General features: G+C 73.6%; 11 protein-coding genes. 4 read left to right on the top strand and 7 right to left on the bottom strand.

Going from position 1 to position 11670, the window contains the following annotated elements:
* The first annotated feature begins 445 nt into the window (after positions 1-445).
* Positions 446-1501 (top strand): PQQ-dependent sugar dehydrogenase, encoded by a 1056-nt coding sequence (locus HNR61_RS04125; protein WP_182841713.1) that lies wholly within the window; start codon positions 446-448, stop codon positions 1499-1501.
* Between the two features lie 57 nt (positions 1502-1558).
* Positions 1559-2680: a PQQ-dependent sugar dehydrogenase gene (locus tag HNR61_RS04120; protein WP_182841712.1), complete on the top strand. Its 1122-nt coding sequence runs from the start codon at positions 1559-1561 to the stop codon at positions 2678-2680.
* Here HNR61_RS04120 and HNR61_RS04115 read toward each other — a convergent pair.
* Together HNR61_RS04115 and HNR61_RS04110 are read right to left on the bottom strand one after the other, a co-directional pair.
* The gene (locus HNR61_RS04115; RefSeq protein WP_182841711.1) at positions 2677-3447 is read right to left on the bottom strand and encodes a DUF4253 domain-containing protein; all 771 of its coding nucleotides are present in this window, start codon (positions 3445-3447) and stop codon (positions 2677-2679) included. The two genes, HNR61_RS04120 and HNR61_RS04115, sit on opposite strands and share 4 nt — an antisense overlap.
* Before the next feature lie 29 nt (positions 3448-3476).
* Positions 3477-4223: a DUF4253 domain-containing protein gene (locus HNR61_RS04110; RefSeq protein ID WP_182841710.1), complete on the bottom strand. Its 747-nt coding sequence runs from the start codon at positions 4221-4223 to the stop codon at positions 3477-3479.
* A gap of 136 nt (positions 4224-4359) precedes the next feature.
* On the opposite strand from HNR61_RS04110, the gene HNR61_RS04105 reads away from it, so the two are divergent.
* On the top strand, positions 4360-5169 hold the full coding sequence (locus tag HNR61_RS04105) for a thioesterase family protein (protein ID WP_182841709.1): 810 nt from the start codon (positions 4360-4362) through the stop codon (positions 5167-5169).
* An 83-nt stretch (positions 5170-5252) separates the two neighbouring features.
* On the opposite strand, the gene gatB is transcribed toward HNR61_RS04105, so the two are convergent.
* The 4 genes from gatB to HNR61_RS04085 all read right to left on the bottom strand — a co-directional run bounded on the left by gatB (position 5253) and on the right by HNR61_RS04085 (position 9044).
* A complete protein-coding gene (gene gatB / locus HNR61_RS04100) occupies positions 5253-6737 on the bottom strand; it encodes an Asp-tRNA(Asn)/Glu-tRNA(Gln) amidotransferase subunit GatB (protein ID WP_182842283.1) in 1485 nt (494 codons plus the stop codon).
* 11 nt (positions 6738-6748) lie between these two features.
* Positions 6749-8278, bottom strand: a complete 1530-nt coding sequence (gatA, locus tag HNR61_RS04095) for an Asp-tRNA(Asn)/Glu-tRNA(Gln) amidotransferase subunit GatA (protein WP_182841708.1) — start codon at positions 8276-8278, stop codon at positions 6749-6751.
* Positions 8279-8280: 2 nt separating this feature from the next.
* Complete coding sequence (gene gatC / locus HNR61_RS04090) at positions 8281-8580, bottom strand: Asp-tRNA(Asn)/Glu-tRNA(Gln) amidotransferase subunit GatC (RefSeq protein WP_067818710.1); 300 nt, start codon at positions 8578-8580, stop codon at positions 8281-8283.
* Between the two features lie 104 nt (positions 8581-8684).
* The gene (locus tag HNR61_RS04085; RefSeq protein WP_182841707.1) at positions 8685-9044 is read right to left on the bottom strand and encodes a hypothetical protein; all 360 of its coding nucleotides are present in this window, start codon (positions 9042-9044) and stop codon (positions 8685-8687) included.
* Between the two features lie 109 nt (positions 9045-9153).
* Here HNR61_RS04085 and HNR61_RS04080 point away from each other — a divergent pair, with 109 nt between their 5' ends.
* Complete coding sequence (locus HNR61_RS04080) at positions 9154-9396, top strand: DUF6458 family protein (protein WP_182841706.1); 243 nt, start codon at positions 9154-9156, stop codon at positions 9394-9396.
* A 175-nt stretch (positions 9397-9571) separates the two neighbouring features.
* Here the strand turns inward: HNR61_RS04080 and HNR61_RS04075 are convergent, their stop codons facing one another.
* Positions 9572-11656 carry a putative bifunctional diguanylate cyclase/phosphodiesterase gene (locus HNR61_RS04075; RefSeq protein ID WP_182841705.1) on the bottom strand — a complete coding sequence of 695 codons (2085 nt, stop codon included), beginning with the start codon at positions 11654-11656 and terminating at the stop codon, positions 9572-9574.
* Positions 11657-11670 lie beyond the last annotated feature (14 nt).

The raw sequence follows: 11670 nt of genomic DNA, 5'->3' as shown, positions 1-11670 counted from the left end.
CCTGCCCTGCCGGGCGCACAAGGCCCCCGTGCGGACGCCGCGTCGCGTCCCGGATATGGGTCGTTCAGCCCCACCTGGCGCCTGGGTAACGCCCGGTGCCTGCCGGATCGTGCCCCCGCGCCGGTACGCGCCGGGGACGCCGCGAGCACTTCGGCTGCGCCGGCGGGATGTCAGCGACGTTGCTGCAGTGCGGGATCACCGTGATGCTCAATGTACGTTCCGTAGGTCACGGAGCGATTGAGGCTGGGCGTCCTCCCGGCGACAAAGCGCGAACCGGAGTGATCGCGACCACACGTGTCGCCCCGGCTCCGGGCCGTGACGAACGCGCGACCGCTGTCACGTTACGTGACGGGCCGTGCGGGTGGGCCCGCGGCGCGCGGCCGGACATGGCCGTTGTGACGTTTTCCGGCTGTGCGTGGACGTCGCGCTGTGCCTTGATGAGCCCATGCGACGTGTGACGGCCCTCGCGGCGGCCGTGGTGATGGTGGGCGGCGGCTGCTCCGCCGAGGCCGGCGGCGGGGGCGCGGTGGCCGCTCCCCCGGCGGAGCGGGCGACCGCCGGCCCGGGGACGCCCCGGTACCTGGTGCGGGGGCTCAGGGTCACGTGGGGGCTGGCGTTCCTGCCGGACGGGGACGCCCTGGTCACCGAACGCGACAGCGCGCGGCTGCTGCGGGTGACGCCGCGGGGGACGGTGTCGGAGGTCGGGGTGGTGCCCGGCGTGGTCCCGCAGGGGGAGGCCGGGCTGCTGGGGGTGGCGGTGTCGCCGTCGTTCGCCGAGGACCACCGCGTGTACCTGTATCTCAGCGCCCGGTCGGACAACCGCGTCGTGCGGGCCCGCTACGACGGTCGCGGCCTGGGGCGGCCGGAGGTGCTGGTCGAGGGGATCCCGAAGGCGGGGCGGCACAACGGGGGGCGGCTGGCGTTCGGGCCGGACGGGATGCTGTACGCCTCGACGGGGGACGCGGGGGTCACCTCGCACGCGCAGGACCGCGGGTCGCTGGGCGGCAAGATCCTGCGGATGACGCCCGACGGCGAGGCCGCGCCGGGCAACCCGTTCGGGACGCTGGTGTGGAGCTGGGGGCACCGCAACGTCCAGGGTCTGGCCTGGGACGAGGCGAGGCGCCTGTACGCCACCGAGTTCGGCCAGGACCGCTTCGACGAGATCAACCTCATCGAGAGAGGGAGGAACTACGGCTGGCCCGAGGCCGAGGGGATGGGCGACGACGAGGACTTCACCAACCCGCTGCTCACCTGGGCGCCCGCCGAGGCGTCACCGTCCGGGCTGGCCTACGCGGGCGGGTCGCTGTGGGCGGCGGCGCTGCGCGGGCAGCGCCTCTGGCAGGTGCCGGTCAGGGACGGGAGGGTGGGGCAGGCGCTCCCGCACTTCGCGGAACGGTTCGGTCGGATCCGGTCGGCGACGCGGTCGCCGGACGGCCGCTCGCTGTGGCTGACGACCGACACGCGGTCCGACGACGGGGTGATCGTCGTTCCGCTGTCGTGATCGGGGGAACGAATCGGGCACCGGATCCGTAGTACCCGGGGAACGGGAGGACGTGCCATGGGGAAGATCACCGCGTTGGCGCTGGCGGCGGCCCTGCTGACGGCCTGCTCGTCGGGTCCCCCGGGCGGGGCGCGCACCCCGGGCCCGCTGCCGGCGACCGGCGCGGCGACCGGCCCGGCGACCGGCGCGACGACGCCCGCCGCCCGGACCGGCGCGGCCTCCCCCGGTCGGCCGCGCGAGCTGGCGCGGGGACTGGACGTCCCGTGGGGCGTGGCGTTCCTGCCCGGCGGGGACGCCCTGGTCACCGAGCGGAACAGCTCCCGCCTGCTGCGGATCACGCCCCAGGGGAAGGTCACCGACGTCGGCGGCGTCCCCGGCGTGCGGCCCGGCGGCGAGGGCGGGCTGATGGGGGTGGCGGTCTCGCCGGGGTTCGACCGGGACCGCCTGGTCTACGTGTACTTCACGGCCGCGGCCGACAACCGGGTGATGCGGTTCCGTTACGACGACAGGATCGGTCCGTTGCAGGAGGTGGTGACGGGGATCCCCAAGGGGGCCAACCACAACGGGGGGCGGATCGCGTTCGGCCCCGACGGGATGCTCTACGTCGCGACGGGCGAGGTGTACCGGACCGAGCTGGCCCAGGACAAAAACTCCCTGGGCGGCAAGATCCTGCGCGTGACGCCCGACGGCGAGGCCGCGCCGGGCAACCCGTTCGGCAACCGGGTGTGGACGTGGGGGCACCGCAACGTCCAGGGCCTGGCCTGGGACGAGGCGAGGCGCCTGTACGCCACCGAGTTCGGCCAGGACCGCCTCGACGAGATCAACCTCATCGAGAAGGGGAGGAACTACGGCTGGCCCGAGGTCGAGGGCGTCGGCGACGACAGGGACTTCGTCAATCCCCTGCTGACCTGGACCACCGAGGAGGCGTCCCCCTCGGGCCTGGCCTACGCGGGCGGCTCCCTGTGGGCGGCGGGCCTACGCGGCGAACGCCTCTGGCAGGTCCCGGTGAAGGACGGCAGGGCGGGCCGCCCGATCGCGCACCACACCGGGGAGTACGGCCGCCTGCGCACCGCGGTCCGCGCGCCCGACGGCTCCCTGTGGGTCACGACCAGCAACCGCGACGGCCGCGGCTCCCCGCGCCGGGGCGACGACCGGATCCTGGTGTTCCCCCTGCGCTAGTCCCACCAGAAGTGCCAGCGCTCGGCGTCGACGAGCGACACGGCGTAGGTCTCGAAGTCCCCGCTGCCCTGCCAGACGTTGTCGGGGCAGAACGCCAGGTGCTCGGCGGCGACGCGCCGCGCGTGCTCCGGCGTCCGGGGCGGCGCGGCCACGGACAGGTCGAGCATGTCGAACCCGACCTTCACCACCCGGGCCCCGAAGCGTTCCTCCCAGGACCGCACGATCGCCGAGATCTCCTGCGTGTGGTCGGTGTGGTTCAGCGGCCCGTGCCATCCGACCAGGCTCAGGGTGTCGGCGCCGCGCCCCGCGGGCACCAGCCCGAGGAACCGGCCGACCCCGATGGCCAGCCCCTCCGCCAGCTCCACGGCCACGTCGTCGGGGTCGGACACCCCGATCCCCGGATCCGCCAGGCCCGGCCAGGGGTCGTTCAGCGGCGCGGCGTGCTCGTTCTCGGTCACCGCGTCCCAGAACCTGCGCAGCACCCCGTCCGCGGCGAGCACGTCGATCGCCCCGGCCGGGACATGGCCCAGCTCACCGTCGTGCCAGGGCCGCGTGGGCTCCCCGTACAGGCCGTCGAGCAGCAGCGGGTACAGCCCGGTCTTCTCCCGGCGGCCGTACAGGTCCGCCCAGAGGTCCCCGGCGTCCACCAGCGGTTCGTCGCTCACCCACAGCACGGGCCGGTCGGCCCACCGCTCGTGGACGGAATCCGGGTCGGGGGCGACCAGGCGCCCGGACGGCAGATCGGACGGCAGCGACTCGAAGGACATACCCGCACCGTAACCGGGAGGTACGACATTCAGTCCCACCAGTGCCACAGGAACGCCCAGTACGCGTCGTCCACCAGCTCCTCGGCGTAGGCGTCCAGGTCGTCGAGGTCGAAGTAGTCCGGGCGGAACGCCAGGTGCTCGGCGGCGACGCGCCGCGCGTGCTCCGGCGTCCGGGGCGGCGCGGCCACGGACAGGTCGAGCGTGTCGGGCCCGGCCATGACCACGCGGGCTCCGAAGCGTTCCTCCCAGGACCGCACGACCGCGGCGACCCGCCCGGCGTCGTGGGAGCGGCCCAGCCGCCCCCGCCAGCCGCACTCGGCCAGGGTGTCGGCGCCCCGCGCGGCGGGGACCAGGCCGATGAGCCGGTCGCCCCCGGAGGAGAACCGCCGGGCCAGCGCCCGGGCGGCCGCGTCGGGATCGCTCCGTTCGGCTCCCGCGTCCGCGAGCCCCGGCCACGGCTCGGGCCACGGCTCCCACCAGTGGCGCAGGACCTCGCCCGCGTCCAGGGCGTCGACCGCGCGCACGGGAACGTGACCGAACTCCCCCGCGTGCCAGGGCCGCTCCGGGGCCCCGAGCAGGGTTTCGAGCATCAGGGGATACAGCCCGGTCTCCTCCCGCTGCTCGTACAGCCGCATCCACAACTCGCCGCACCCGGCCACCGGCTCATCGCTCACCCACAGCACGGGCCGGCCCGCCCATCGCTCGTCGGTGAACTCCGGGGCGGGGGTGACCGGCCGCCCCGGCGGCAACCCGGGAGGCAGCGACTCGAACGCCATGCCCGCACCGTAGCCGGAGGCGCGGCCCCTGGAGGGCGGACTCGACGATCTTCATGGTGGAGTGGGAGGGAACCCCCCTGCCCACGCCGCCCTGGCCAACGTCCTCTGAACCCCGCCGCTCCAGGAGAGACATCCGTTGAACGCAAGCGCACCGGCTCCCGACGGCTACTACGAGCGCGTCGACGAGCACCGCTACAAGCCCACCGCCCACGCCGGAGGCGCCTGGGATCCGGGCGAGCAGCACTTCAGCCCGCTGGGCGGTCTCGTCGTGCACGCCATCGAACGGCACCTGGCCGCCCGCCCGGACACCGGCCTGCTCCTCGGCCGCATCGGCTTCGACATCCTCGGGCGGCTCGCCCTCGACGAGTGCGAGATCGACGTGCGGACGGTCCGGCCCGGTCGCACCATCGAGCTGGTCGAGGCGACCGTGCTCATCGGCGGGCGCCCGGCGGTCCGGGCGCGCGCCTGGGCCCTGGCGGCCGTGGACACCGGCGCGGTCGCGGGCGGCGCCCCCGACCGGCTCCCGCCGCCCGAGGGGCTCGCCCCGTGGCCGCTGACCTCGGTGTGGCCCGGCGGGTACATCGCCTCCCTGGACGTCCGCCCGGTCGGCCCGCCGCGGCCCGGCCGCACGACCGCCTGGGTCTCCACCGGGCTCTCCCTCGTCGCCGGGGAGGCGAGCGGCCCGCTGGCGTCCTACGTCGCGCTCGTCGACACCGCCAACGGCATCGCCGTGCGCCAGCCGCCCACGGTCTGGATGTTCCCCAACGTCGACCTGACCGTCCACCTGTACCGCCAGCCCGAAGGCCGCTGGACCGGCCTGGACACCACCGTCGTGTTCGGTGGCACGGGCCAGGGCGTCACCAGCACCGTCCTGCACGACGCCGCCGGGCCCGTCGGGTACGCACAGCAGATCCTCACAATCCGCCCACTACCGGGCCCCGGCTGACGCGGCGCGGTCCCCGCCCGGACGAACGGGCCGGGAGCCGCCTCGTTCCGGCGGTCCCGGCCCGTCTCGTCGCGGGCCGTGCGTCAGGAGACGCCCAGCTTCTCCAGGATCAGTTCGCGGGCGCGGCCCGCGTCGGCCTGGCCCCGGCTGGCCTTCATCACCGCGCCGACCAGGGCGCCGGCGGCGGCCACCTTGCCGCCGCGGACCTTGTCGGCCACGTCGGCGTTGTCGGCGATCACCTGGTCGATGATCGCGGCCAGGGCGCCGTCGTCGGAGACGACCTTCAGGCCGCGGGCGGCCACGACCTCGTCCGGGGTGCCCTCGCCGACGAGGACGCCCTCGAACACCTTGCGGGCGAGCTTGTCGTTCAGCTCCTTCGCGTCCACCATCGCCTGGATGCGGGCCACCTGCCGCGGGGTGATGGGCAGGTCGGCCAGCTCGACGTTCTGCTCGGTGGCGCGGCGGGACAGCTCGTTCATCCACCACTTGCGGGCGGCGGCCGGGTCGGTGCCCTCGCGGACGGTCTCCTCGATCAGGTCGAGGGCCCCGGCGTTGACCACGTCGCGCAGTTCCAGGTCGGACAGGCCCCACTCCCCCTGGACGCGCCCGCGGCGGGCCGCCGGGAGCTCGGGCAGGGAGGCGCGCAGCTCCTCGACCCAGTCGCGGGACGGGGCCATCGGCACCAGGTCCGGCTCGGGGAAGTAGCGGTAGTCCTGCGCCTCCTCCTTGGACCGGCCGGACGTCGTGGTGCCGGTGTCCTCGTGGAAGTGGCGGGTCTCCTGGACGATCTTGCCGCCGGCGTCGAGGACGGCCGCCTGCCGCTCGATCTCGGAGCGGACGGCGCGCTCGACCGAGCGCAGGGAGTTGACGTTCTTGGTCTCGGTGCGGGTGCCCCACTCGGAGGCGCCGCGCGGCATGAGGGAGACGTTGACGTCGCAGCGCATCGAGCCGTGCTCCATGCGCACCTCGGACACCCCCAGGGAGCGCACCAGCTCGCGCAGCTCGGTCGCGTACGCCTTGGCGACGAGCGGGGCCTTCTCGCCGGTCGCGGTGATCGGCTTGGTGACGATCTCCACGAGCGGGATGCCCGCGCGGTTGTAGTCCACCAGCGAGTGGTCCGCGCCGTGGATGCGGCCGGTCGCGCCGCCCACGTGCAGGGACTTGCCGGTGTCCTCCTCCATGTGGACGCGCTCGATCTCGATCCGGAACGTCGTGCCCTCCACCTCGACGTCCAGGTGGCCGTCGACGCACAGCGGCTCGTCGTACTGCGAGATCTGGTAGTTCTTCGGCATGTCCGGATAGAAGTAGTTCTTCCGGGCGAACCGGCACCACTCGACGATGTCGCAGTTCAGCGCCAGGCCGATCTTGATGATGCCCTCGATCGCGGCCTTGTTGGTGACCGGCAGCGAGCCGGGCAGGCCGAGGCAGACCGGGCAGACCTGGGTGTTGGGCTCGGCGCCGAACGCGGTGGGGCACCCGCAGAACATCTTCGACCTGGTGCCCAGCTCGATGTGCGTCTCGATGCCGAGCACCGGCTCGAACCTGGCGAGCGCCTCTTCGTACTTCATGACGGTCGTGCTCACCTGTCCGCCTCCAGCTTCGGGGCCTTGGCCAGCAGCGGGCCGCCCCAGCGCTCTTCCAGGGCCTTCTCGACGGCGGCGCCGACGCGGTACGCGCGGTCGTCGCCGAGGACCGGGGTCATGATCTGCAGTCCGACCGGCAGGCCGGTAGTACCGTCTCCACCGCCCGAACCTGCCTCGGCCAGGCCGCACGGGACGGAGATGGCCGCGTTGCCCGTCAGGTTCGACGGGATCGTGCACAGGTCCGCCAGGTACATCGCCATCGGGTCGTCGGCGCGCTCGCCGATCGGGAACGCGGTGGTCGGCGTGGTCGGCGAGACCAGCACGTCGACGCGTTCGAACGCGGCCTCGAAGTCGCGCGCGATCAGCGTGCGGACCTGCTGGGCCTTGCCGTAGTAGGCGTCGTAGTAGCCCGACGACAGGGCGTAGGTGCCCAGCATGATGCGGCGCTTGACCTCGTCGCCGAAGCCCTCGGCGCGGGTCAGGGCCATGACCTCCTCGGCGCTGCGGGTGCCGTCGTCGCCGACGCGCAGGCCGTACCGCATGGCGTCGAAGCGCGCCAGGTTCGACGAGCACTCCGACGGCGCGATCAGGTAGTAGGCCGGCAGGGCGTAGGAGAAGTTCGGGCAGGAGACCTCGACGACCTTCGCGCCCAGCGACTCCAGCAGCTCGACGGCCTCGTTGAAGCGCGCCAGGACGCCCGGCTGGTAGCCCTCGCCGCCGAACTCCTTGACGACGCCGACGGTCATCCCGGCCACGTCGGCGCGGCGGGCGGCCTCGACGACCGGCGGGACCGGCTTGTCGATGGAGGTGGAGTCCATCGGGTCGTACCCGGAGAACGCCTCCTGGAGCAGCGCCGCGTCCAGCACGTTGCGGGCGAACGGGCCCGGCGTGTCCAGCGACGACGCGAACGCGATCATGCCGTAGCGGGAGGCGCCGCCGTAGGTCGGCTTCATGCCGACGATGCCGGTGACGGCGGCGGGCTGCCGGATGGAGCCGCCGGTGTCGGTGCCGGTGGACAGCGGGGCCTGGTAGGCGGCGACGGCGGCCGAGGAGCCGCCGGAGGAGCCGCCGGGGATGCGGGTCCGGTCCCACGGGTTGCGGGTGGGACCGTAGGCGCTGTTCTCGGTCGAGGACCCCATGGCGAACTCGTCCATGTTGGTCTTGCCGAGGATCACCAGCCCGGCCCGGCGCAGGCGGGCGGTGACGGTCGCGTCGTACGGCGGCCGCCAGCCCTCCAGGATCCTCGAACCGGCGGTGGTCGGCATGTCGGCCGTGGTGAACACGTCCTTGTGCGCGATCGGCACGCCCGCCAGCGGCCCGAGCTCCTCGCCGGCGGCGCGGCGCTCGTCGACCGCGCGGGCCTGGGCGAGGACGGTCTCGTCGTCCACGTGCAGGAACGCGTGGATCTCGCCGTCCACGGCGGCGATCCGCTCCAGGTGGGCCCGCGCGACCTCGACGGCGGAGGTCTCGCCGGAGGCGATCAGCGCGCCCAGCTCGGCGGCGCTCCGGTGGATCAGATCACTCATGCTCAGGCCTCCTCGCCCAGGATCCGGGGGACGCGGAACCGCTGGTCCTCGGCGGCCGGAGCACCGGACAGGGCCTGCTCGGGCGTGAGCGAGGGCCGGTTCTCGTCGGACCGGTAGACGTTGGTCAGCGGCAGCGCGTGGGACGTCGGCGGGATGTCCTCCGCCGCGACCTCCTGCACCCGCGCGACCGCGGAGATGATCTGATCGAGCTGGGCGGCGAGATGATCGAGCTCATCGTCGCCGAGCGCCAGCCGGGACAGCCGGGCGAGGTGCGCGACCTCGTCACGGGTGATCGCGGACATGTGGAAACCGTTCCTGCAGAGAGATTGGGTTCTCCGCCATCCTATTGGCCGCCGGGCCCGGGGCCGACCGGATTTGCGCAGGCAAGATCCCCGGTGGCCCGCCCTCAGCCCTGCCGCGGAGCCTGCGGCGGCTGCTGCTGCGGGAACGGCTGGTGCGCCTGTCCCGGCCGCGGCGCGGCGAACGGCTGCGGCTGCCCCTGCGGCGGCACCGCCCCCGCGCCGGGGAACGGCCCCGGCGGGTACGGCGGCTGATTCGGCGTCGCCTTGTGCCCGGCCAGCGCCCCGGCGACGAGCACCGCGCTCGACAGCACGAGGAAGCCGCCCGCGATGACCTGGGCCAGGTTCTCCAGCCGGTAGGCGCCGCCGTCGGTCTCGATGCCCTCCATCGTCATCGCGAAGAAGAGCAGGACCGCCGGGATGCCGAGCACGATGACCGCGACCCGGAGCTGGTTGATGAAACCCATGACGGGCGATCGTAACGGCCGGGTCAGGGGACGGTCGGCAAATAGTCCGTTTCAGTGACCCTCAGGGGGAAGTGTCCTCTCGTACGTCCTTGGACGAGAGGAGAATGCCGTGACCATCGGCGGCAGCATCGCGCTGATCATCATCGGGGCGATCCTGGCCTACGCGGTCGAGTTCGACATCAGCGGGCTCGACATCCGGGTGGTCGGGTTCATCCTGATGGTCGGCGGGCTGGTCGGGCTGGTGATCGGGGTCGCGCGGATCGCGTCGGCGCGGCGCCGGACGGCCGTTCCCCCGGCGGCGGTCCGCGAGGAGTACTACGAGGAGCCGCCGGCCCGCCGCCCGCGCTACTAGGTGGTGTTGCAAAAGCCCTGGCCTACGGCGCTCGCCCGGGGGCTCGCACCTCACCAGGTCCTGGCGAGCGCGACATCGCTTCGCGACCTGACCCGCGGGCCCTCGCCTTCGGCCTCGGGCCCGCAGGTCAGGTAGCGCGCTCGCGTGCGTGGCCGAGGCCGCTTCACCACGGGTCCTAGGCGGCGGGTTCGGGGGCCCGTTCCATGCGGCGGCGGAGCCAGTCGGTCGCGGTCGCGGCGTCCATGGGGCGGCCGAAGTGCCAGCCCTGGGCCGCGTCGCAGCCGATCTCGCGGAGCGCGCGGGCGGTGGCCGGGTCCTCCACGCACTCGGCGACCGAACGCATCCCGAGGGTGCGGACCAGGTCCACGATGGACCGGACCAGGACCGCGTCGTCGGGTGAGACGGCCAGCCGGCGCACGAACGAGGCGTCGATCTTGATCTCCTCGACCGGGAGCCGGCGCAGCCGCACCAGCGAGGTGTAACCGGTGCCGAAGTCGTCGAGGCTGAGCGGGATGCCGAGCTCGGCCAGCGCGCCGACGGTGTCGGAGGCGTAGGCGGGCTCGTTCATCAGGATCCGCTCGGTGATCTCCAGTTGCAGGGCGGCGGCGGGCAGGCCGTGGACGTTCAGGCCGTTCTCGATGGTCTCCACGAGCCCGGCGTCCAGCAGGTCGCGGCCGGAGGCGTTGACGGCGACCTGGACGGCGAGGTCCTCGCGCCACCAGGCGGCGGTCTGGGCGAGGGCCGCGTCCACCACCAGATGGGTGATGGAGCGCATCAGGTAGCTCTGCCCGGCGATCGACAGGAACTCGGCGGGCTCCAGCAGGCCCCGCTCGGGGTGCCGCCAGCGCAGCAGGGCCTCCATGCCGACGAGCTGGCCGTCGTGCAGGGCGATCTTGGGCTGGTAGAACAGCTCCAGCTCGCCGCGGTCCACGGCGCGGCGCAGGTCGCCGAGCATGGACAGCCGGGCCGGCGAGTTGCGGTCCGTGGCGGGCGAGTAGACCTCGACGCCGCTGCGGCTCTCCTTGGCGTGGTACATCGCGACGTCGGCGCGTTGCAGCAGCAGGTCGAAGTCGTGCGCGTGGTCGGGACACAGGGCGATCCCGACGCTGGCCTCCAGGTCGAACGTCATCCCGTCCAGCCGGACCGGCTCGGAGAGCGCGGCGCGCAGCCGGGCGGCGACCTCGCGGGCGGCGGCCTCGTCGCGGACGGTGGGCAGCAGCACCGCGAACTCGTCCCCGCCGAGCCGCGCCACCAGGTCGCCGGGCCGCACGCTGTGGGTGAGGCGGTGCGCGACCATCTGGAGGAGGCGGTCGCCGGTGGCGTGCCCGAGGGTGTCGTTGACCTCCTTGAACCGGTCCAGGTCCAGCAGGAACAGCCCGGTGCGGCGGTCCTCGGCGGCGCGCCGCTTGAACCCGCGCGGGCCGTCGGCGCGGACCTCGGCCAGGGCCTCCTCGGTGCGGACGGTCAGCAGCTTGCGGTTGGGCAGGCCGGTCAGCCCGTCGTGCAGCGCCTGGTGCTCGCGGCGGACCGACACCGACGCGTTGAGGTAGACCGCGATGAACGGCAGCACCACCAGCAGCAGGAACGCCCCCGAGCGGTCCATCGCCACCACGATCATCGGGGCCAGCCCGAGCAGCGCCAGGTGGACGAGCACCTGGTAGCCCAGGTCCCAGCGCAGCGCCCGGGCCAGGGAGATCCGCTCGTGCAGCGCGACGGCGGCGGCGACGAGGGTGTCGTTGCAGATGAAGTAGACGGCCCCGGCGAGCGCGATCACCGGGAGGTCCCGGCCGTCGGGCACCCACGGGTCCAGGAGGTCCGGCCGCACCCCGAACTGGTGCAGCACCAGCGCGGCCCCGCCCAGGCTGAGCGAGTACTGGGCGACGTTGAAGGCGATGCGGTGCGGGGCCCTTCCCCACAGGATCCCGCAGACGACCAGCCCGGCCGCGCGCAGCAGCGCGGCGGCCGGCAGTCCCACGTAGAGCAGCGCGGCGAACGAGAACGTCGTGGCCGTGCTGGCCCCGCTGTTCTCCGTCGAGCCCGGCGTGATGATCGGCCGCAGCTCGCCCGCGACGATCAGCACCGCCAGGATCCACAGCACCGGGCTGGCGACCAGGGCGTCCGCGGCGCCGCCGGACAGCCCGGTCACCGCCGCGGCGAGGGCCGCCGCGCCGAGCACGGTGACCACCACGAAGTACGTCCACAGCGGGGAGCCCCGGCGCGGCATCGTGTTCCGCGTGTTGTTCGGGTCCTTCATCACCATCTCAAGAGGTTCGG

Source organism: Actinomadura kijaniata (assembly GCF_014138665.1).
In the GTDB taxonomy this organism is placed as follows: domain Bacteria; phylum Actinomycetota; class Actinomycetes; order Streptosporangiales; family Streptosporangiaceae; genus Spirillospora; species Spirillospora kijaniata.
The sequence above is the reverse complement of the archived record's forward strand: the minus strand, read 5'-3'. Positions and strand labels throughout refer to the sequence as shown.